Source organism: Bacillus sp. MUM 116 (assembly GCF_001866655.1).
In the GTDB taxonomy this organism is placed as follows: Bacteria; Bacillota; Bacilli; order Bacillales; family Cytobacillaceae; genus Neobacillus.
Window position 1 is genome coordinate 27,631 of record NZ_MLYR01000074.1, and the last position, 21,717, is coordinate 49,347.

General features: G+C 39.0%; 22 protein-coding genes and 2 riboswitches. Of the genes, 6 read left to right on the plus strand and 16 right to left on the minus strand.

Translation table 11 applies throughout. From position 1 onward, the window contains the following. Positions 1 to 6: 6 nt before the first annotated feature. From spoIIIAE to spoIIIAA, 5 genes are read right to left on the minus strand one after another with little or no spacing between them, the layout of a single operon-like run. The gene (gene spoIIIAE / locus BIV60_RS17630; RefSeq protein WP_071357015.1) at positions 7 to 1,218 is read right to left on the minus strand and encodes a stage III sporulation protein AE; all 1,212 of its coding nucleotides are present in this window, start codon (positions 1,216 to 1,218) and stop codon (positions 7 to 9) included. Positions 1,219 to 1,248: 30 nt separating this feature from the next. Next, positions 1,249 to 1,638, minus strand: coding sequence for a stage III sporulation protein AD (gene spoIIIAD / locus BIV60_RS17635; protein ID WP_141770487.1), 390 nt, complete (start codon positions 1,636 to 1,638; stop codon positions 1,249 to 1,251). Positions 1,639 to 1,654: 16 nt separating this feature from the next. Further along, a complete protein-coding gene (gene spoIIIAC / locus BIV60_RS17640; protein WP_026572556.1) occupies positions 1,655 to 1,858 on the minus strand; it encodes a stage III sporulation protein AC in 204 nt (67 codons plus the stop codon). Between the two features lie 11 nt (positions 1,859 to 1,869). Then, the gene (gene spoIIIAB / locus BIV60_RS17645; RefSeq protein ID WP_071357016.1) at positions 1,870 to 2,385 is read right to left on the minus strand and encodes a stage III sporulation protein SpoIIIAB; all 516 of its coding nucleotides are present in this window, start codon (positions 2,383 to 2,385) and stop codon (positions 1,870 to 1,872) included. A gap of 1 nt (position 2,386) precedes the next feature. Next, a complete protein-coding gene (gene spoIIIAA / locus BIV60_RS17650; protein ID WP_071357017.1) occupies positions 2,387 to 3,310 on the minus strand; it encodes a stage III sporulation protein AA in 924 nt (307 codons plus the stop codon). A 439-nt stretch (positions 3,311 to 3,749) separates the two neighbouring features. On the opposite strand from spoIIIAA, the gene BIV60_RS17655 reads away from it, so the two are divergent. Beyond that, entirely contained in the window at positions 3,750 to 4,400 is a 651-nt protein-coding gene (locus BIV60_RS17655) for an SIMPL domain-containing protein (RefSeq protein ID WP_071357018.1), read from the plus strand. 71 nt (positions 4,401 to 4,471) lie between these two features. Here BIV60_RS17655 and efp read toward each other — a convergent pair whose 3' ends face one another. The 3 genes from efp to BIV60_RS17670 form a co-directional block, all read right to left on the minus strand. Further along, the gene (efp, locus tag BIV60_RS17660) at positions 4,472 to 5,029 is read right to left on the minus strand and encodes an elongation factor P (RefSeq protein WP_071357019.1); all 558 of its coding nucleotides are present in this window, start codon (positions 5,027 to 5,029) and stop codon (positions 4,472 to 4,474) included. Positions 5,030 to 5,051: 22 nt separating this feature from the next. Further along, entirely contained in the window at positions 5,052 to 6,113 is a 1,062-nt protein-coding gene (locus BIV60_RS17665) for a M24 family metallopeptidase (protein WP_071357020.1), read from the minus strand. Between the two features lie 103 nt (positions 6,114 to 6,216). Further along, on the minus strand, positions 6,217 to 6,714 hold the full coding sequence (locus tag BIV60_RS17670; protein WP_071357021.1) for a YqhR family membrane protein: 498 nt from the start codon (positions 6,712 to 6,714) through the stop codon (positions 6,217 to 6,219). A 250-nt stretch (positions 6,715 to 6,964) separates the two neighbouring features. Here BIV60_RS17670 and BIV60_RS17675 point away from each other — a divergent pair, with 250 nt between their 5' ends. Both BIV60_RS17675 and BIV60_RS17680 read left to right on the plus strand, forming a co-directional pair. Further along, a complete protein-coding gene (locus BIV60_RS17675; protein WP_071357022.1) occupies positions 6,965 to 7,909 on the plus strand; it encodes a DUF1385 domain-containing protein in 945 nt (314 codons plus the stop codon). Between the two features lie 57 nt (positions 7,910 to 7,966). Then, positions 7,967 to 8,359, plus strand: a complete 393-nt coding sequence (locus BIV60_RS17680; protein ID WP_371261557.1) for an SA1362 family protein — start codon at positions 7,967 to 7,969, stop codon at positions 8,357 to 8,359. 17 nt (positions 8,360 to 8,376) lie between these two features. Here the strand turns inward: BIV60_RS17680 and BIV60_RS17685 are convergent, their stop codons facing one another. The 4 genes from BIV60_RS17685 to BIV60_RS17700 all read right to left on the minus strand — a co-directional run bounded on the left by BIV60_RS17685 (position 8,377) and on the right by BIV60_RS17700 (position 13,891). Continuing rightward, positions 8,377 to 9,261: a patatin-like phospholipase family protein gene (locus BIV60_RS17685; protein WP_071357024.1), complete on the minus strand. Its 885-nt coding sequence runs from the start codon at positions 9,259 to 9,261 to the stop codon at positions 8,377 to 8,379. Between the two features lie 197 nt (positions 9,262 to 9,458). Next, positions 9,459 to 9,911, minus strand: coding sequence for a C40 family peptidase (locus BIV60_RS17690; RefSeq protein WP_256218450.1), 453 nt, complete (start codon positions 9,909 to 9,911; stop codon positions 9,459 to 9,461). Positions 9,912 to 10,154: 243 nt separating this feature from the next. After that, positions 10,155 to 12,713 carry a vitamin B12-dependent ribonucleotide reductase gene (locus tag BIV60_RS17695; RefSeq protein ID WP_071357025.1) on the minus strand — a complete coding sequence of 853 codons (2,559 nt, stop codon included), beginning with the start codon at positions 12,711 to 12,713 and terminating at the stop codon, positions 10,155 to 10,157. 341 nt (positions 12,714 to 13,054) lie between these two features. Further along, on the minus strand, positions 13,055 to 13,891 hold the full coding sequence (locus BIV60_RS17700) for a lipoate--protein ligase family protein (protein WP_071357026.1): 837 nt from the start codon (positions 13,889 to 13,891) through the stop codon (positions 13,055 to 13,057). A 203-nt stretch (positions 13,892 to 14,094) separates the two neighbouring features. On the opposite strand from BIV60_RS17700, the gene BIV60_RS17705 reads away from it, so the two are divergent. Then, positions 14,095 to 14,475, plus strand: a complete 381-nt coding sequence (locus BIV60_RS17705) for a rhodanese-like domain-containing protein (RefSeq protein ID WP_071357027.1) — start codon at positions 14,095 to 14,097, stop codon at positions 14,473 to 14,475. A gap of 134 nt (positions 14,476 to 14,609) precedes the next feature. Here the strand turns inward: BIV60_RS17705 and gcvPB are convergent, their stop codons facing one another. From gcvPB to gcvT, 3 genes are read right to left on the minus strand one after another with little or no spacing between them, the layout of a single operon-like run. Next, positions 14,610 to 16,070 (minus strand): aminomethyl-transferring glycine dehydrogenase subunit GcvPB, encoded by a 1,461-nt coding sequence (gene gcvPB / locus BIV60_RS17710; protein ID WP_071357028.1) that lies wholly within the window; start codon positions 16,068 to 16,070, stop codon positions 14,610 to 14,612. Then, entirely contained in the window at positions 16,063 to 17,409 is a 1,347-nt protein-coding gene (gcvPA, locus tag BIV60_RS17715) for an aminomethyl-transferring glycine dehydrogenase subunit GcvPA (protein ID WP_071357029.1), read from the minus strand. Before gcvPA ends, gcvPB begins: the two co-directional genes overlap by 8 nt. Before the next feature lie 18 nt (positions 17,410 to 17,427). Then, positions 17,428 to 18,534 (minus strand): glycine cleavage system aminomethyltransferase GcvT, encoded by a 1,107-nt coding sequence (gcvT, locus tag BIV60_RS17720; RefSeq protein ID WP_071357030.1) that lies wholly within the window; start codon positions 18,532 to 18,534, stop codon positions 17,428 to 17,430. A gap of 136 nt (positions 18,535 to 18,670) precedes the next feature. Then, positions 18,671 to 18,749: riboswitch (glycine riboswitch) on the minus strand. A gap of 3 nt (positions 18,750 to 18,752) precedes the next feature. Continuing rightward, positions 18,753 to 18,841: riboswitch (glycine riboswitch) on the minus strand. A 201-nt stretch (positions 18,842 to 19,042) separates the two neighbouring features. On the opposite strand from gcvT, the gene BIV60_RS17725 reads away from it, so the two are divergent. Beyond that, the gene (locus tag BIV60_RS17725; protein WP_071357031.1) at positions 19,043 to 20,731 is read left to right on the plus strand and encodes a DEAD/DEAH box helicase; all 1,689 of its coding nucleotides are present in this window, start codon (positions 19,043 to 19,045) and stop codon (positions 20,729 to 20,731) included. Then, positions 20,709 to 21,500, plus strand: coding sequence for a YqhG family protein (locus BIV60_RS17730; protein WP_071357032.1), 792 nt, complete (start codon positions 20,709 to 20,711; stop codon positions 21,498 to 21,500). Before BIV60_RS17725 ends, BIV60_RS17730 begins: the two co-directional genes overlap by 23 nt. A gap of 23 nt (positions 21,501 to 21,523) precedes the next feature. On the opposite strand, the gene BIV60_RS17735 is transcribed toward BIV60_RS17730, so the two are convergent. Beyond that, positions 21,524 to 21,709: a YqzE family protein gene (locus tag BIV60_RS17735; RefSeq protein ID WP_071357033.1), complete on the minus strand. Its 186-nt coding sequence runs from the start codon at positions 21,707 to 21,709 to the stop codon at positions 21,524 to 21,526. Positions 21,710 to 21,717: the final 8 nt, after the last annotated feature.

Here is a 21,717-nt window from a genome sequence, read left to right on the forward strand (position 1 = left end):
TTCCCCCTATCGCATCATCATGGTTAGATTACCTGCCGCCACAATCACCGTGATACTTAAAAAGAACATAAGTGAGACTATTCCTAAAGCAGCAAAAACATAGATGACACTCTTGCTAATAATATCTAGACAGCTGATCACTGGGCCGCCGCCTAAAGGCTGCAGTATGGCAGCAGCAAATTTATAAATGAATGCAATCATTAAGATTTTAAAAGCCGGGAATGCAACAATAATTAAAAGGATGGCAACCCCGGCGATTCCAACCGAATTTTTTAAAAGAGACGATGCGCTAATGATCGTATCTGAAGCATCGGTAAAGATTCGACCGATGACAGGAATAAAGTTCCCGGTTATAAATTTAGCTGTTCGAATAGCCACTCCATCTGTTACTGCAGCAGAGGCCCCCTGCACGGATATAACTCCCAGAAAAACCGTCAGGAAAAGTCCCATTAACCCAATACTCCAATTGCGGAGCAGCTGCGCAAGCTGTGTCACTTTATATTGATCAGACATGGTGCTGACAATACTGAGCAATGTCGCTAAGAATAGAAGCGGTAGAATGATATACTGCATAAACATCCCGCTGGTATTCATTAAAAAAAGGATGACCGGATGAAAAAATGCAGCGGACACAACTCCTCCAGTCGCAGCAATTATTGCCAAGAGCAATGGGATAAGAGCAAGCACAAACGAAATCATGGTCCCTATCGCTTCATTCGTATAGTCTATGGCAACATGGAAGCTGTTCAATGCAAGAATCACCAGGACCATATAAACGACTGCATACGCCACTTTACTGATGGCACTTTTCTCAAAAGCATTCTGCATGGATTGTAGAAACATGCTGAAAACCGTAAGCATGATTAAAGATCCAAGGAGTTTTCCATTAGCGACAAATTCATGGAAGACAAATTTTAAAATTCCCTGCCCCCATTGGGAAAATGAAAACTTTTTCTCCCCCTTGATAAAGTCATACAGACTTCCTTTTTGACTTTCCGGGAGGAAACCGCCATATTTCGTCTGAATATCTTCCCAAAATTGCTTGAGCTCTGTTAAATCCATTGTTTTCAACTGGGAATCTACCAATTCTTGAGGTGTAAGAGGCGAAGAAGTTTCATTTGCACTTTGTGTAGTATCTTGTGAGGCTTGGACATTTGGAACGTTTAAAAAAAAGACAAAGAGAATAATAATAGGAATAATCTGCCACCATTGCTTCATTTAAAATTTCACCTCAATTTAATGGCATCTTTAGCTGGGAATCAGTTTGATAATGGTTTCAATCATGACAGTTAGAATCGGTATGGCCATGGCAAGGATTAATATTTTTCCTGCTAATTCAATTTTTGAAGCGATGGCTCCTTGGCCGGCATCCCTTGTAATTTGGGAAGCAAATTCAGCAATATAGGCAATTCCAATGATTTTTAGAATTGTTTCCACATAGACCAAATTCACATTTGCATTCACGGCCAGCTTTTCAAGCATATGAATAATTTCGTAAATTTTATCAACTAAAAATAAAAAAATGGTGCATCCGACAAATACGATTAAGAGAAAAGCAAAATTGGGTTTCTGCTCTTTAAGGATTAACGCTAAAAAGGTTGCCACCAGAGCCAACCCGATTATTTTTACGATTTCAATGGCAGAGCCCCCCTTTCTATTGGAACAAAAATACAGATTTTATTTTTTGGAAAAGGTCATCTACGATGGTTGCAACTTGAAATAAAATATAGATAAAACCAAATAATGTCACCCACTGGGCATATTCTTTTTTGCCGACTTGATCAAGGACTGTATGCAAAAAAGCAACTACAATCCCCACCCCCGCTATTTTAAAAATAATATCCACTTCTAACCCCATTGCAGTTCCCCCTAGAATAATAAAATGATCAATAACAATCCTGACAGGAATCCCAGACTTTTAACCATTTTTTCGTATTTTGACTGTTTATCAAGTGCGTCTGCTTCTTCCCTCTCCAAATGAGAAAGAGTAAGCATAATATGTTTTTGCTGGGAATAGCGGTCATGGCGGCCAAGAGTTTCCCCAAATTGCTTCATAATTTCGAATTCGCCCTGCTTTAACGCAGTGGATCTCCAAACCTCTTTCAAACTGGATTCCCACGCCTCTTTGACGGTCGTCTCTGTATCGGTAAGTTTCTTTGCAAAGGATTCGAAAAAAACGGATAAAGGTTTTGAGAGTTGATCTGCAAGCCTTCTTGCGGCTTCATGCAATGGCGTGTGACCATACATGATTTCTGCTTCGAGCGATTGCAGGCTTGAGCGCAGCATTCGAAGTTGCCTTGGCCGTTCACTAAAATTTCGTGATGCTTCAAAACCTGTCCAAGTGGTTGCAACAATAATGAAAATGGCACCGATAATTTTAATCATTTTAGGTCACTCTCACTTTATAGATCACTTCTTTTCCATCTCCATCCAAGAGATGTGTAACCGTTCCCGGCCCATCATCCCTGCTTAAGACAATGAAGCGATGAAAAATTTTTTGCTCAAGAATCCCCCTCAATGAAGGCCTATTCTTTATTTCTTCCAGATTTGTTCCGTGGGTGGTCATCATAAGATTTATTCCTGCATGGACAGCCTCTTGTATAGCCTCTGCATCTTCCTTTCGGCCGATTTCATCCACGATTAAAACATCCGGACTCATGGAGCGAATCATCATCATCATTCCTTCTGCTTTCGGACAGGCATCCAATACATCCACACGGTGTCCAAATGTCAGCTGTGGAACGCCGTTAACACATCCAGCAATTTCACTTCGTTCATCAACGATTCCTACCTTGTTTGCCTGAATCCCTTTTGCAGGAAACCCGGTGGAAATGATTCGGGCAAAATCACGCAGCAAAGTGGTTTTCCCTGTCTGCGGGGCCCCAATCACCATCGTATTCATCCAAGAATTCTGATAAATATAGGAAATGAATGGCTCAGCAATCCCCACCTTCTCTTTGGCAATCCGTATATTAAAAGAAGAAATATCTCTAATCGCCTTGACCCTTCCCTCCTCGAGAATAACCTTGCCGGCTAAACCAATCCGATGTCCGCCGGAAACCGTTATATATCCCCGTTTAAGCTCTTCTTCAAGCGTATAAATGGAGAAATGGCTTATTTTATTCATTAAATGGAAGGCATCATCCGGTTGAATCCGATACGATAGGAATCGGGGAGCCCCTTTTGTCGTAATTTCAATCGGCCGATTGATGCGAATGCGAATTTCTTCGAGCTCTTCTTTTTGATCAGGAGGGAGTTTACTGATTAGATCTGCAATATTTTTTGGTAAAAAGTGAAGAATGGTTTCCACAATGTATCCTCCTTGCTGTTGCTTGTCTCATTATTTAAAATGTATGCCTTTTAAGGAGCAATATGACTTTCAATGTAGGCAATTCTTTCAAAATTTTCTTTCATTCTATTTTTTTCAATCTAAATGATAGAAACGTTTAGGAATACTTCCTATTTTTCAGCCGTATTTTATAAAAGGCTGTTTTCGTAAACTTTGTCTTGAAGAAGGAGAATGGTTGATTTTCACTTCAGGATGCTTGCTTTCCGGGGGGCGGTCAGTGAGCATCCTTGGAGCCACAGCTCCTGCGGGGTCTCACCTGTCCCGCTGCTCCCGCAAGAGTCTCGCACCTTCCGTTCCAATCAACCTGTTTATCAACAGCTTGTGTTCTCAAGACTTATTTCAATAACAACAATCTTTTAGAAAAGAGCCTTATATAAAGAGGTAGAGGGGGAATTTACAAATGTATCGGTACATGCAACCGGAACGAGTAGGTAAAAATCACGTAATTAAAGTTACCGGTGAAGGGGAGCTGGCAATCCCGCCCGATTTGGCCTCAGTGAATTTGGGAGTTATGACGGAAAATAAAGTACTGGAGGAGGGGCAGCAGCAAAATTCGGAGAACGTAAACAGACTGATTCAAACTCTTTTATCTTTAGGAATCCCCAGGAACAATCTGCAAACCTTTGATTATCGGATTGATTCTGAATATGACTTTGAACAGGGGAAACAAATTTTCCGTGCATATAAAGTCACTTATATACTTCAAGTGAAATTAGAAGATTTAACAGCGATTGGCAGGGTCATTGATACCGCCGTTCAAAATGGGGCTAACTATGTGGCTAATGTCCAGTTTTCATTAAAAAATAAAGAGGGATATTACCAAAAAGCATTGACAATCGCCTTAAACAACGCAATTGAAAAAGCAAATACCATCGCTGCCACTTTAAGAGTTTCATTAAATCCAACTCCCATTTCGGTTACGGAAGGCGGGACACTCCCACCACCGGTTTTGAATCCACAAATGACCTATGTGAAAGGGATTAGCTCTACACAATTTGAACCAGGAGAACTTAAAATTAAAGCAACACTTACTGCAGTATTTGAGTATTAAAAAAAGGATTGTACCGGTTAGTATGCCGATTCAATCCTTTTTCATTTTGCGCTATCGTTTTCGAAAATTAATTATGCTCTTGATACATAAGAAGCTTCTGCTGTATTGATGATTAATTTATCACCTTGGTTAATAAAGAATGGCACTTGAACAATCAGACCTGTTTCAAGTGTAGCCGGTTTTGTTCCGCCTGAAGCTGTATCACCCTTAATACCTGGTTCAGTTTCGGTAACTTCAAGCACAACTGTGTTTGGTAATTCCACACCAAGGGTTTCATGATTGAACATCATAATGTGAACTTCCATATTTTCCTTTAAGAACTTTAATTCGTACTCAATGCTCGATGCTGGAAGTTCAACTTGTTCGTAAGAATCCATATCCATAAATACATGTTGATCTCCGCTTGCATATAGGTATTGCATTTTGCGGTTATCAATTTGGGCCTTCTCAACTTTTTCCCCAGCACGGAATGTTTTTTCTTGAATGGCCCCGTTACGAAGATTACGCAATTTAGAACGAACAAAAGCTGCACCCTTACCCGGTTTTACGTGTTGGAAATCAATGACGCGCCAAATACCGCCGTCCACTTCAATTGTTAAGCCTGTTTTAAAATCGTTAACAGAAATCATGCATTAAGTCCTCCTATATCCTTTACAAAATAATTAGATCCTTAGTTGAGTGTGTAAGAGCCTCGTTACTATCCTTCGTAACCAGTGTGTCATCTTCAATACGTACTCCGCCAAGTCCAGGAATATAAATTCCTGGTTCACATGTAACAACCATACCAGGTTCTAAAACAAGGTCAGAGCGGAATGAAAGAGCAGGACCTTCATGAACTTCAAGACCAATTCCGTGACCAGTTGAATGTCCAAAATATTCACCGTAACCTTTTTCCGTTATGTAATCCCTCGTTAATGAATCAGCCTCTTTACCAGTAATTCCAGGCTTAATTCCTTCCATCCCTTTTAGCTGTGCATCAAGAACAATCTCATAAATCTCCTTAAGCTTTTCATCCGGCTGTCCGACTGCTACTGTTCTTGTGATATCGGATACATACCCTTTATAATAGGCACCATAATCAAGCGTAACAAAATCCCCTGCTTCAATTACTTTATCACTTGCTACACCGTGTGGAAGTGCGGAGCGGTACCCTGATGCTACAATCGTATCAAATGACGATGATGTTGCTCCAGCTCTTCTCATAAAGAACTCTAATTCATTCGCTACCTCAAGCTCAGTTTTCCCGGGGCGAATAAAATCCAAAATATGCTTAAACGCAGCATCAGCAATATCTGCTGCTTCCTTTAATATCTTAATCTCTGCATCAGTCTTAATCAAGCGTAATTTTTCAATTAATCCTGAAACCGGCAGCAGTTCCCCTTCAACTACCTTTTCATAAGATTTAAATTCTGAAAAAGTTAAATAGTCTGCTTCAAAACCAAGCTTATTAATTCCAAGTTGTTTGGCCTGTTTTGCCACTTCTTCAGGAATCGTACTTGAAAATTTAATAATTTCGTACCCTTCACATTGTTTAGAAGCCTGTTCGATATAGCGGAAATCTGTAATAAATAATGCTTTTTCAGAACTAATCAAAACCACACCTGCAGTGCCTGTGAAATTTGAAACATATCTACGGTTGTATGGACTTGTTATCAAAACTCCATCAATACCGCTTCCTGCAAAGCTCTCTCTTAATTTCTCTAATTTCATCATGGGTTTCTTCTCTCCTTTAAAAGGCAGTTTCAGAACTATGTACTTGTATTGGCACAACAAAATTATTTTATCATAATACATGGAATACGCATAATCATGATGATTAGCTAGATGTTTCTTTTGCCATCATTTCGGTATTTTGGTACTCATAATTTATGGAATATCCTATGAAAATTCCATATACGATATATAAACAAATCGATGTAATCAAGGTATCCCTGCTTAAATCCACAATAGGATCGATACTTGGAAAAAGTGGATTTAAGACAACGAACACCAATAAAAATAAGACAATCCCGTAACCGAACCCGACCCAAAAACCGGTAAATTTCCTTAATGCTGCATAATAAATAAATGCGGCCACAACTGATATGACACCAAATATGATAATCGAAATCAGCGTTCCAACCCATCCATACTTCCAGTTACCAAGGGCCCATGGCTCCAGAATGACATTTGGGCGTATCTCGGTAAAATTAAAGTAATATCCTAACCAGCCAATTGCACTCCAAAAAAGGCCTCCAAAAAGCCCTGTCCAAAAAACCAGTGCCCGGATTGGCATTGGTTTTGGATATGTTTTTGCCTTGTGGTCGTTTGCCATGGAATAGACCTCCTTTTTTTCTTTTTTTAATGAGTAAACTAAATTTCTTTTGTGCATGCTTCCATAATGTTCTTGCCAATATTATGTCCTTAGGATTACATTCCCTTGCATATAAAAAATTTTTTTAAATTAAATGGAAAAATTATTACATTCATAGAGGTTTTTTCTTTTTTCTAGTAGAATAAATTTAAGTACATACAGATTTACTTTTCTGCTAATGTGCAACTTTTTTAAGGTTGGTGTAATGTACATGTCTAATACTCAAAAACCAGTTTACGGCGGTCAGGCGGTTGTCGAAGGTGTTATGTTTGGCGGCAAGCATCATTATGTGACTGCAATTCGCAGAAAGGACCATTCTGTTGATTATTTTCGCTTACCGCGGGAAGGAAACCCCACACTCGCAAAACTTAAAAAAATCCCTTTTCTCCGTGGAATCATTGCGATCGTTGAAGCAAGTGCAAATGGCTCCAAACATTTAAATTTCTCCACGGAAAGATTCGATGTAGATCCAAAGGATGACCATACATTAAAAGAGAAAGAAGTTTCAAAGCTTACCATGTATTTGGGGGCCGCTGTTATTGGGGTCATTTCTTTCTTATTCGGTAAATTTGCTTTTACCTTAATACCAGTATTCCTTGCCGAATTGACCAGGAGTATATTCCCATCCGATTTTGCACAGGTGCTGGTGGAAGGCTTTTTTAAGCTAATCCTTTTACTCTGTTACATTTATTTTGTCTCACTCATCCCTTTAATAAAAAGGGTGTTTCAATATCATGGTGCTGAGCATAAAGTAATCAATACCTTCGAATCCGGTGTCGAGCTTACAGTTGAAAATGTTCAAGCACATTCACGGCTTCATTACCGCTGTGGCAGCAGTTTTATCTTGTTCACCGTAATTGTCGGAGTATTTGTCTATATGGCTGTTCCGACCACACCATTATGGTTACGCATTGTGGACCGACTTGCATTAATTCCTGTTGTACTTGGAATTGCCTTTGAGATCTTGCAGCTTACCAACAAGCTTAGGGATATTCCAGTATTAAAATACTTAGGTCTGCCTGGATTATGGCTTCAATTGTTAACAACAAAAGAACCAAATGATGACCAAGTGGAAGTAGCGATTTTATCCTTTCAGGAATTGTTAAAAATGGAAAAGGTATCAGAGAAGCAAATAGAGATAGAAGAAATTGTCTAATCTTTGCCTTTCCCGTGTTTAAAAGATAAAAAAAATGCTTAAGATGCTCATAGGGAGGTGGCTTTCTTGAAAAATCGGACACCCGTTTTCATTGTTGGCGGGCTTATCATTCTTGCTTTATTGGGGATTTTTGCTACATTTACTAATAATCCTACTGCTTTTCTTCAAAATATACTTGTCATCGTATTGGTTGGTCTCGTGATCTTTTTCCTTGTTCGCAGGTTTTCAACTTCGAGCCCTCAGAAAAAAGAGCAGCGGGCATTTCTTAAAGCAGCGAAAAAATCAAAAAAACGTTTGCAGCAAAAAGGGAAAGACTTTGGACTTAAGACCTCTTCCCTTGGGACCCTATCATCTTTAAAGAAAAGCAATCGAATCAAAAAGAAATCTCCTGCTCACTTAACGGTGATTGACGGAAAAAAAGGAAAAAAGAAAAATCGAGCGTCCTTATAACGCTCGTTTTTTTTTGCTTAATAAGTCCAAACTTTTAAAAATTTTTCTGCATGCGCCCTCCCAATTTCAACGATTTTTTGTTTTTTTTCATCTTTTAAGTTAAATTCAATTAAGCTTACTCCTTCGGCAGGGATAAAAATAATATTCTTTGCATGCTTTTTTGAAATATATCTGGCATCATGGGCATCTTTCATTGTTTCAAATAGGGCACCAAATAACTGAATCCCATTTAGGATTTTATGTTTTTGGTGTTCATACTCACTAGGGCTAAGTTTGATTCCAATAACAGGTCTTATTTTTCTGCCGTCATCTGTATCAAACAGCCACATTGGAAAATTGCTGAGTACGCCGCCATCAACAATGACGTTTATCCCCTCGATAGACCGTAATTTAACCGGTTCAAAAAAATAGGGAATGCTGCAACTCATTCGAATCGCTTTTGCAATGGGAAAGGAATCAGGGGTGATACCGTATTTCTCTAAGTCATCCGGAAGGACAATTAACTGACCGTTTGAAAGATCTGAGGCAACAACTCTGAGTTTTTTTTGTGGTAAATCGGAGAATGTTTTGATTCCTTTTGCCTCCAGTTTTTCAGTCATCCATTTTTCAAATGCATTTCCTTTATAAAGCCCAAGTTTGAAATAAACCAGCAGCCATTTTGCAAAGGAAAAAGGAATGAAGGTTTTTCGTGGATCCAGCATCGTGGTAATATCCAGTTCTTCAAGGAGTTGATAAACTTCCTTACTTGTATACCCTGCCGCAATTAGGGCTGCTACAATTGAGCCTGCACTCGTGCCTGCGACTCTTTCAAATTCAAAGCCTTGATTCTCAATTTCTTGACATGCTCCTATTAAAGCAAAGCCTTTAATACCCCCTCCAGAAAAAACGCCGTCTATTTTCATGGCAGCCACTCCTAAAGTTGATATACTCATTGTTACATCTTTAAGCGTGAGGTTGAAAAAATAGTACGGTGGACAGGGAGAAAATTTACAGAGTAAATTGGCTGTGCTTTTACCTCGGGACATTATCCACTTTTGTAAAGCAACTTTCTTTACGCAAGAAGGAACATCGTGGCGTCCCCGATGTTCCTTCTTTTTAATTATATACGTTTTGCTCCTATGTATTTTGGCTTCCAATATCGATTGCTTGTATAAGTAATTGAAACACCACTTGATGTGACAGATTGAATCATTTTTCCATTGCCAATGTAGATTGCCACATGTGTTGGCCGGCTTGCTTTATTTGGAGCAAAGAACATCAAATCGCCAACTTTTAAAGCTGATTTTACTTGTGTTCCTTTTGTGTAAAACATTTGAGCAGCTGAATGTGGTAAACTCTTTCCTGCTACACGATACGAATAACTTACAAGTCCAGAGCAATCGAACCCTCTTGGGGTCATACCACCCCATTGATATGGAACTCCAAGATTTGCTTTCGCTACTGAGATTGCTTTCGTATGATAGTATGCTGCTTCCGCTCTATCCCCCATAGGTGTAAACAATGAACTTATTGTAATAGCCATAACGAGAACTGCGACAAGTTTTTTCATCATATTATTCGATCCCCCTGTGAGGTAATTTGTTACTTTTACTATATAAGAAAGAGATAACGGTTACATCACAGGTAGATTACAGTTATATTACAAATTTCGACCTTACCTGTAAAAATGTCACAGAAAAGGATGTCTGGTTTGTTAAAAAGTAGGGAGTTTTGTCATTTTTTATTGATATATAGGAATTTTCGACTAAATAAAAGGAAAGGGATGCCTCAATTAGAGACATCCCTTTGTATGATTCTATAAACCGCATTTTAATTGTGCACCACAATTTGTGCAGGTGTTACAGCCGCCAATTTCTTTTACTTTTCCTTTACGGCAAACTGGACAGGTGTTTCCTACTTCTGAACCAATTGTTACATCCGTTGAACGTAGGTCACTGATAGTGTCTACTAAGACAACATGCTGCTTTGGTTTTTCATCAAACATTGATAATTGTTCATCTGTGTTTTCTTCTGCTTTTAATGTTAGCACTTGAGAATCACGGGAACCATCGACGTAGACGGTACCACCTTTGGCACCACCGCGGTATAAGCGCTCATAAACTTTTTCAACCTGCTCAACACTGTAACCTTTAGGTGCATTTACCGTTTTACTGATAGAGCTATCGATCCAGCGTTGGATGACACACTGAACATCTGCATGTGCTTCCGGCGCAAGTTCCATTGCAGTAACAAACCAGTTCGGTAGATTGTTTGCATCTGCTTCCGGATGCTGCTCAAGGTATTCTTGAACGATATCCGCATTTACTTCAATAAATTTACCAAGGCGTCCACTTCTGAAGTATGAGAATGAGAAGTAAGGCTCGAGTCCTGTAGAAACCCCAATCATGGTCCCAGTGGACCCAGTAGGAGCAACAGTTAGTAAATGTGAATTTCTAATTCCATTTTCTAAAATGGATTGTCTTATATCTTCAGGCATTTTTTTCATGTACCCTGTTTCGATAAATGACTGTCTTAAACGATTTGTTTCTTCAGATGTTTCACCAGTTAAGAATGGGAAACTTCCTTTTTCTTTTGCCAGTTCAACAGATGTTCTGTAAGCTGTAGTAGCAATCATTTCAAAAACTTGATCAACAAGCTGATTCCCTTTTTCGGAACCATACTCAGTTTCACAATAGATGAGTAAATCATGCAAGCCCATTACACCTAAACCAACGCGGCGTTCACCTAGCGCTTGTGTTTTATTTTCTTCCAGGAAGTAAGGAGTAGCGTTAATTACGTTGTCTTGCATTCTTACTCCGACTGCGACTGTTTTCTTAAGTTTTTCAAAATCAACCGTTTTTGTTTCCTTGTTAGCCATTTCCGCAAGGTTCACAGCAGCAAGGTTACAAACTGAAAACGGTGCGAGGGGTTGTTCCCCACACGGATTTGTTGCTACAACACTCTGACCATATGCTTTTGCATTTGTCATGTCGTTGGCATTATCAATAAAGAAAATTCCTGGCTCTGCTGAATAGGTTGCACAGATGTTGATTAAGTTCCATAGTTCTTTTGCCTTAATCTTCTTGTAGGTCCGTATTTTATGTCCAAGTTTTTCCCATTCACGAACGTCTCCAACTTTATGCCATTCCTCGTTGTAAACTTTCATTTCTTCTAGATCATAGTGTTCAACATATGGGAAACGAAGTTCATAGTCTCCATCATTTTCAACTGCTTCCATGAATTCCTTCGTTAAACATACAGAAATATTTGCACCAGTTAAAAACTCGGGATTATGAACAGCAAAAGTACCGCCAACTTGTAATTTTTCTTCCGCATCAGCAAAGATAGCTTCGCTGAATCCGCCCATTCCAGGGATGTTTTTATAATTTACGATTCCTTGATACATTGCAGTTTCTTGTAGTGTTAACGGAATAAACTTCAATTTATCTTTGGCATGTTTTTTGATGGTTTCATCATTTGTATTTTCAATTAAGAATCGTAGAATTCTTGGATTTTGCATTTTTGAAATAATAAATTCAATGATGTCTGGATGCCAGTCGGCTAACATGATCATTTGGGCACCCCTGCGCGACCCGCCTTGTTCCACTAAATGAGTCAATTTCGCTATATCATCCAACCATGATACTGATCCTGATGATTTACCATTTACGCCTCTAGCCAAGGTATTTCGCGGTCTTAGAGTTGAACCATTTGTACCGACACCGCCACCGCGGCTCATGATTTCCATTACCTGCTTTCGGTGATCCGAAATTCCTTCACGAGAATCGGCAACGAAAGGCATTACGTAGCAGTTAAAAAACGTTACATCCGTATTTGCCCCTGCACCGTAAAGAACACGTCCAGCAGGAACAAAATTCATGTTTACGAGCTCATTATAAAACCGCTCAAACCACTCTCTCTTTTTTTCCTCTGTGGTTTCAACGGCAGCAAGTCCTGTTGCATTACGTTTCGCAATTTGCTCATAAAAAATTTCCAAAGGCTTCTCAATTACATCAAGTGAGCGGTTAATGATACCCGTGCTCGCCTCTTCCGGATCATCTAAAACTCCTCTGAATTCCTCTTCTACTAAAACCTTTGCCCTTTTGTTCTCCCAGTTTATTTCCTGGATGTATCCAAGTCCGCGTGCCGGAAATTTTGGATCCTCTTTAATTGTAAGAACGACAAAGTCACCATTTTTTAGGGTAATTTTTTCAGTGTCTTTAAAGGTGTAACGGTCCAACATGACCAAGCGTGAAACACCCTTGTGAGTAATTTTCATATCAGGGGTAACCGGGTGTACCTGGGGGAATAAGCGGATCTCCTCATTCAACCTTTCGAAATCAATATTCATTTTTTGTCTAAACACAACCGACATGAGAACAACTCCTTCAAATAATAAAACAATCTATTGTGCTAGTTCTAGTAGTTTCTGCTAGACCTAGTTGTTTTTAATACATTTAAGGTACCATATCGACACACAAAAAATCAACATATAGTGTTCGTAATATTTTCGACACTACTACATATTGAAAAAGACGCAAAAAATATTTATTTTGTCAAACTTAAAATCAACTAGAATTAGAAGAAAATAAAAGTTTTTATTTAGAATTCGGCATAAAACGATATATTTTAACAAAATTTGCAGGTTGCCCTGAAATTACCGACATTATTTTTCGCAAAAAAGAAAAAGCGACGTATCGCCGCCTTTTAACCGGTTTATCTCTTAAAGTTCCATTCGTCACTTTCATACCGTTCTTTTGCCAATTTATGAACATATGCAAGCTCTTCTTCAGTTAATTGGTATGGTTCAAGTTCAATATTCAGGCCTTCAGCAAAGCCTTTATAAAATGCCTCTTTTGCTTCCTCCAACGTAATTCTTCTCGGACTAATTTCATTGATGGCAACGGCTTTATTCTTGAATGCTTTTTGCATCCGCTCTTTTAATCTTTCACTTGGATATTTAAATAAGCTAAATAATTTATCTTCCTCTAAATCCAATAAAATCGATCCATGCTGTAAAATAACGCCCTTTTGTCTGGTCTGTGCACTCCCAGCCACCTTACGGCCTTCAACAACAAGTTCATACCAACTAGGGGCATCAAAACAAACTGCTGAACGTGGATTTTTTAATGCCTCCCGTTCCTCTGCCGTTTTTGGAACAGCAAAATAGGCTTCTAATCCTAAATGATGAAATCCCTTCAAAATACCCTCGGAGATAACCCGATAAGCTTCTGTAACGGATTGTGGCATTTCAGGATGGTTTTCAGAAACAATAACACTATAGGTAAGTTCATGCTCGTGAAGAACACCGCGTCCGCCAGTAGGTCTTCTGACAAAACCAAGTTGATGTTTTTTAACTTCCTCCATATCAATTTCTTTTTCTACTTTTTGAAAGTAACCAATGGATAAGGTTGCGGGATTCCAGCCATAAAACCGAATAACAGGCGGAATTTTTCCTTCACTATGCCAATCAAGCAAGGCTTCATCAAGTGCCATATTGAATGATGGCGAACCATTCCCGGAATCAATAAAACGCCATACTTCTTTTTCCATTTTCAAGACCTCTTTTATATGTAAAATAATTTACTTCGGCGATTCCTAGTCTACCAAAATCTGATATGAATTCAAAATGAAATATTTCTGCTATAATATTTTTTGCAGACAAATTAAAGATTTTCACTCATGCATCTTTACTGTTGCAAGGGTTGACTTATATAATAAAAGTTAGTGCAGCAAGCTTGAAAGGAGCTTTTCAATTGAATTCACTTATTTCTCTACTAATCATTATCGTCGCGGTTGCAATCTACGCTGTATTTACCTATTTTTATCAAAAGAAGATTGCCAAAACCGTTTCTGAAGAAGAATTTCGTGCGGGCTATCGTAAAGCACAATTGATTGATGTGCGCGAACCAAATGAATTCGATGCCGGCCATATTTTAGGTGCACGCAATATTCCAATGTCTCAAATGAGAATGCGTATGAAAGAAATCCGCCCAGATATGCCTGTGTATCTATATTGCCAAAGCGGAATGCGCAGCGGCCGTGCGGCACAGTTTTTGTATCGTAAAGGGTACAAAGACCTTACCCAACTACAAGGCGGCTTTAAAAAATGGACAGGTAAAGTAAAAGCAAAATAATACGAAATCCCCAGAGACCATTGTTTGCAAAAGCAGTGGTCTTTTTCATTATATAGTCCAGTCATCACCTGATTTTGAATACCTTAAAAAGAGGAAGGTGGATTCTTTTCACTAGAATCCACCTCCAAAATGAATTAATCCTTTTTAAATCTTAAAACAGGTTTACGTGCCGCTTTCGTTTCGTCCATACGACCAACAATAGTTGTATGTGGTGCTTCTTGAACGATTTCCGGATTCTCCTCTGCTTCCTTGGCAATTTGAATCATCACGTCACAGAAAGCATCGAGTGTTTCTTTTGCTTCCGTTTCAGTTGGCTCAATCATCAAACATTCTTCCACAATCAACGGGAAGTAAATGGTTGGTGGATGATAGCCGAAATCAAGCAGACGTTTTGCGATATCCAATGTACGGACACCCAATTTTTTCTGGTGTCTGCCGCTTAAGACAAATTCATGCTTACAATGTTTATCAAAAGGAAGATCGTAATAAGCTGCAAGTCTTCTCATCATATAATTTGCATTCAACACAGCATTTTCAGTAACAGCTTTTAAGCCGTCAGGACCCATAGAACGGATGTAAGTGTAAGCACGAACATTTATCCCAAAGTTTCCGTAGAATGGCTTCACGCGTCCAATTGACAATGGACGTTCATAATCTAGCACATATTCTTCACCGCTTTTTGCGACTACTGGTTTTGGAAGGAATGGAATAAGGTCAGATTTTACACCGACAGGACCTGAACCAGGGCCACCGCCTCCGTGAGGACCAGTAAATGTTTTATGAAGATTTAAGTGAACAACGTCAAATCCCATGTCCCCTGGTCTTGCTTTTGAAAGTACGGCATTAAGGTTTGCACCATCATAATAAAGCTTACCGCCCGCTTCATGGACAATTTCGGCCAATTCCACAATATTTTCTTCAAAAAGTCCAAGTGTATTTGGATTTGTCAACATTAATGCCGCTGTATCTTCGCCAACCACTCTTTTTAAATCTTCAAGGTCAACAAGACCATTTTCGTTAGATTTAACCGTTACTGTTTCAAAGCCTGCAATCGTGGCAGAAGCAGGGTTTGTTCCATGGGCTGAATCCGGAACAATCACCTTTGTCCGTTTAAAATCACCATTTGCTTCATGATAAGCACGGATTAGCATTAAACCGGTCCATTCTCCGTGAGCTCCTGCAGCAGATTGCAGGGTCACTTCGTCCATTCCTGTGATTTCAATTAAATGCTGCTGCAAGTCGTACATTAATTCCAATGCACCTTGCACAGAGCTTTCATCCTGAAGCGGATGAATATGAGCAAAACCATTATAGCGGGCAACATTTTCATTGATTTTTGGATTGTATTTCATCGTACATGATCCAAGCGGATAAAATCCTGAATCAAGTCCATGGTTTCTTTTCGAAAGTGCTGTATAATGGCGCATGATATCAAGCTCAGAAACTTCAGGAAGCTCAGGCTCATCTGCGCGTAAATATCCTTCAGGAAGAAGGTCATTTAAATCTAATTCCGTAACATCCATCTCTGGGAGGCTGTATCCGACACGGCCAGGTGTACTAAGTTCAAAAATGAGCGCCTGATCTTGATTAAGCATGCAAATCCCCCAATTCTTTCACAAAAGTATCAATTTCTTCCTTCGTTCTTTGTTCCGTTACAGCAATCAGCATATGATTAGCAAGCTCTGGGTAGTCACGGCCCAAATCATAACCGCCAATGATTCCTTTTTGCAGAAGCTGTTTATTCATTTCTTTTACATGTTGGTTTAATTTAATAACGAATTCATTAAATGAAAAACCATCATTTACAATTTCGAAGCCTGCTGCCTTAAAGGCATTCTTGGCATAATGAGTTTTTTGTAAATTGGCTGCTGCCATTTCGCGGACACCTTTTTTCCCAAGTGCAGTCATGGCAACTGATGCAGCAAGTGCATTCAATGCTTGGTTGGAACAAATATTAGAAGTCGCTTTTTCACGACGGATATGCTGTTCACGAGCCTGCAATGTTAAAACAAACCCACGGCGATCTTCGTCATCCGATGTCTGACCGACAAGACGGCCCGGAACTTTTCTCATTAACTTTTCAGTAACAGCAAAATATCCGCAGTGTGGGCCGCCAAATGCTGAAGGAATACCAAAAGGTTGTGCATCCCCAATGACAATATCGGCCCCAAATTTCCCAGGAGGTGTTAATACACCAAGGGATAATGGATTACTTGATACGACAAACAATGATTTATTGGCGTGAATTACTTCTTCTAATTCCTTTAATGGTTCAATTCTGCCAAAGAAGTTTGGATATTGGACGATAACCGCTGCAACTTCCGCATTTACTAAACCTTTTAATTGATCTACATCTGTTAAGCCATCTTTAACTGGAACTTCCACCACATTTAAGTTCTGACCCTTTGCATAAGTTTTTAGAACTTCACGATATTCTGGATGAACAGCATTTGAAACCAGGATTACTTTCCTCTTCGTATGACCGGCGCTAAGCATTGCAGCTTCAGCAAGGGCTGTTCCTCCGTCATACATCGAAGAGTTGGCAACGTCCATTCCAGTCAATTCGCAAATCATCGTTTGAAATTCAAAAATTGCTTGAAGCTCCCCTTGAGAAATTTCCGGCTGGTATGGTGTATAAGCTGTATAGAACTCTGAACGGGAAATGACATGGTCTACAATGACAGGCATATAATGGTCATACACTCCTGCGCCTAAAAAGGAAACATTTCTTTTTAAGTCTGCATTACGGTCAGCCAGCTTTAATAATTCTTTCATTAAAGCTGGCTCTGATTTTGCTGCTTTAATGTTGTATTCACCCTTAAATCGAACTTGCTCCGGGATATCGCTAAACAGTTCATCAACGGAGGAAACGCCGATCGTTTCAAGCATTACTCTCTTATCTTCTTCAGTCATAGGTAAATAACGATGTTTCATAAACCTGACTCCCTTCCGTTATTTCTTTTCTCTTTTATAAAAAGGTGTTGGAATTACTTTTGCTTTTAAACGTTTGCCGCGAATTTCAACCTCAACTTCAGTGTCTAATTCGGCATATTGAGTTGGGATTAGCACAAGTCCGATATTTTTCTTTAAGGTTGGAGACTGCGTACCCGTTGTAACCTCACCGATTAGCTCTTCCCCTTTATAAACTGGATAACCATGGCGTGGAATTCCACGGTCAATCATGTCGATTCCAACTGTTTTTCTTGGAAGCCCATTCTCTTTTTGCGCTTTTAATGCCTCTTTGCCGATAAAATCTGCTTCCTTATTTAATTTAACAGCGAACCCAATTCCTGCTTCAAGTGGTGAAATTTCAGGAGAAAGTTCTTGACCATAAAGTGGTAAAACGGACTCAAAGCGTAAGGTATCGCGGGCACCCAATCCACAAGGAAGAACGCCTTCTTCTTTACCTGCTTCCAGGATAGCATTCCATAGATCAACTGCGTCTTCGGATTTACAATAAATTTCAAAACCATCTTCACCAGTGTAACCAGTTCTGGAGACAAGGGCCTTTTTGTCAGTTATTATTACTTCCTGCTGAAATTTGAAAAAGCCAATTTGACTGAGGTCAGTTTCATTAACTAACTTTTGCAACACCTTTTCAGCAATTGGTCCTTGTATGGCTAATTGTGCTGTTTGTTCAGACAAGTTTTTAATGGCAACATCACCTTCAAGATGATCCTCGAGCCACTTATAATCTTTTTTGATATTGGATGCATTTACCACTAATAGAAAATGATGGTCTTCAATTTTATAAACAAGCAAATCATCCACTGTACCGCCGTTTTCGTAACACATTGCCGTGTATTGAGCACCGCCGTCTTTCACTTTGGAAACGTCATTAGTCATCATTTTTTGCAAATAGGATAAGCTATCAGGTCCTTTAACTTCAATTTCACCCATATGGGATACATCAAATAAACCTGCTTTAGTACGTACGGCTTCATGTTCTTCCTTAATGCTGGAAAATTGGACTGGCAGTTCCCAGCCGCCGAAATCGATTGTCTTGCCTCCGTACTGCTTGTAGGTTTCAAATAACGGAGTGCGTTTTAATTCAGCCATATTGAATTCCCCTTTTTCAGAAAAATTTTATTAGAAAAATAACAAGGCGGTGCGTAAACAAAAAGCTTAACTTTTTACTACACTATTTTTCCCAAGAAAAAAAGACAGAGTCCCCCCTTTTTAAATGAAAGAAGGTCTCTGTCCTTGCACCTGAAAGTTTACCGGTAATGGCTTTCCCCTTTGGTGGCTTCATTTACCTGAAGCACTCTCCAGAGCTGCGTCCAACAAGTGTTCTTTTGCCTGAGAGATTCACATTTCTGTTTGCTCCTTCGGCGCTACAATGGGTAGTCTCTCCCCTTGTTATCATCCGCATTTATAATATTTTCCATATAGGTAATACTAAAGTTAATACAAATTCAAAATCACTTTATTACAAAAATTTAAAACTTTCTAAGCTACTAACATCCTACCCTAAAATGTTATTTTGAGCAATAGGTTATTAAAGAAAAGTGTAAGCGCATAGTTCAGGGTCGCAGGGTTAGATAATTAAGAAAAGGGGCTGAAAACCATGTCTGTTCAAGTAGAATTCGATTCCTCCTGGCAGGATGATTTTTTACATAGGATTGAACATGATGGTCCATGGGGAAACTGGGACCTTTTTAAACTCGCCGTAGAGGTTGAAAGGCATCTCGTAATTCCAGAATTTGAGGGACTGCAGGCGCCAAGCCACCTGCCGCACTTAACTCCGCTTCCCCATCAGCTCGAAACAGCTAAACAAGTTATTGAAAACATGAATGGAAAAGCAATACTTGCCGATGAAGTTGGACTTGGTAAAACCATTGAAGCGGGTCTTATTTTAAAAGAGTACATGATTCGCGGTTTGGTAAAAAAAGTATTGATCCTAGTTCCTGCATCCCTTGTTACCCAATGGGCATCAGAACTAAACAGCAAATTTTTTATTCCAGCGGTTTCTCAAAGAAAAAGCTATGCCTGGGAACAATGTGATGTAATTGTATCTTCCATTGATACAGCAAAACGAAATCCGCATCGCGATATCATTTACAATCAAAACTATGACCTTATTATCATTGATGAAGCCCATAAGTTAAAAAATAATAAAACAAAAAACTACGAGTTTGTTCAAAATTTAAAAAAGAAATTTTGTTTATTGTTAACCGCTACTCCGATTCAAAACAGAATTGAAGAGATCTTCAACCTTGTATCCCTTTTAAAACCGGGGCATCTGGGAAGTGAAACAGCTTTTTATGAAAAGTATAAACGGGATTCCCGTTCTCTAAATGATGATGAACACTTAAAAGAATTAGTTAATAAAGTAATGATTCGAAACCGGCGGAGTGACACAGGAATTGAATGGACAAAAAGACATGTTGAAACCATTCCAATTGAATTTTCACCATCAGAAAAAGCACTTTATGAAGCCATTACCGATTTAAGGAGTGAAGGAGACTGGGTTCAAACCAGTGCCTTTTCGGTCATGACCTTACAAAGAGAAGCATGCAGCAGCCGCGAAGCAGTTTTTTATACCCTTAAAAACATGCTGCAAAAAAAGGAAAACCCATCACCTGCCTTTGAGGAACAGATTAATTATTTGATAAAAAAGGTCGAATCAGTTCAGCAGAACTCAAAAGCAGAAAAAGCGCTGGGGTTAATTCAAAAAGTAAATGATAAGGTGATTATTTTTACCGAATATCGTGCTACACAACTATATTTACAGTGGTATTTAAAGCAGCATGGAATTTCTTCCGTACCCTTCAGGGGAGGTTTTAAGCGCGGTAAAAAAGACTGGATGCGGGAGCTTTTCCAAAAACATGTACAGGTCTTAATTGCAACTGAAGCAGGTGGAGAAGGGATTAACCTGCAATTTTGTAACCATATTATAAATTTTGATTTACCATGGAATCCAATGAGACTTGAACAACGCATTGGGAGGATCCATCGTCTCGGTCAAGAAAAAGACGTCATGATTTATAATTTTGCCATCAAAAATACGGTTGAAGAACATATTTTAAAGCTATTATATGAAAAAATTGAATTATTTGAGAAAGTTATTGGCGAATTGGATGATATTTTAACAAAACTTGAATTTGGCAATATTGAGGACCATTTAATCGATATATTTGGGCAATCTTGTTCCGAAGGGGAAATGAGAATAAAAATGGAAAATCTTTCATCCATGATTGAGCTAGCACGGAACATAAAGGAAGGAGATTCACATGCAGCAGCAGGAAATTCATAACTTTTTAATAAAGTATTTTCAAGCCAATGAATGTGAAATTATCGAAAACCAACCTGGATTTTTAACTGTACAATTAACCATTGAGTTAGATAAAGAATTAATGAATCGGCCCTTTTATTGGCATTATCTCGAGAAAACAGGCGGAATTCCAAATCCGATGAAGCTTACGTTTATTACAAACCAACAACTGGCGCCTGACAATGTTAATGGTGAAGCGATTTACTTTGGATCACCCAGATTGCACCAAATATTTAATTCCACGAAGAACCTTGCCGGTTATATTCGACTTTATGAAAATCATAGCTTGCACAACAGACAAACGCCGTTACTACCCTGGTTGTGTATGAATGTGAAAATTTCGTACCAGTGTGATCGAAAGCGGGATATTTTTAAATCGATTGGTTTACAGCTTATAAATGGGCAAATGGTCGAAGATTTCCATGGACGGTTGTCACAAATGCGACTTACACCTAAAATCCCGGATTACTCTTATACTTTATCGCCATTAGTAAAACCGAAAAGCGGCATGACCAGAATTGAAAATTACCTGCGAAAAATCATTGAAGAAGACGATCATTCATGGGCAGAAGAGGCCCTAAAACGCTGGGAAAAGGACAGAAATCTATTAGACCACTTTTATGAGGATATTGAAGAAGAAAACGAGAGCTATGAAACAGAAAATAAAGCACTGCAAGAACAATACGAGCCGAAAATTAATATCTCATTTATCAATGGCGGACTGTTTTATTTAACCGAAAAGGCCATCTAAAAAGGTAAAGAAGCACTGCTTCTTTACCTTTTTCTTCTTCGTTTCATTTCTGAATAAAAAATATAAGGCAGAATTCCGAACCAACGGAACCAAAAAGAGGCTTGTGCTGCTTTTCGTTCGGTTCGAATCCTTTTTCGTTCATCCTTTGGCTGATCCGCATATTTTACAATGGTTTGCGTCATATATTTTACATAATCATTTGTTTTCATCGACACAC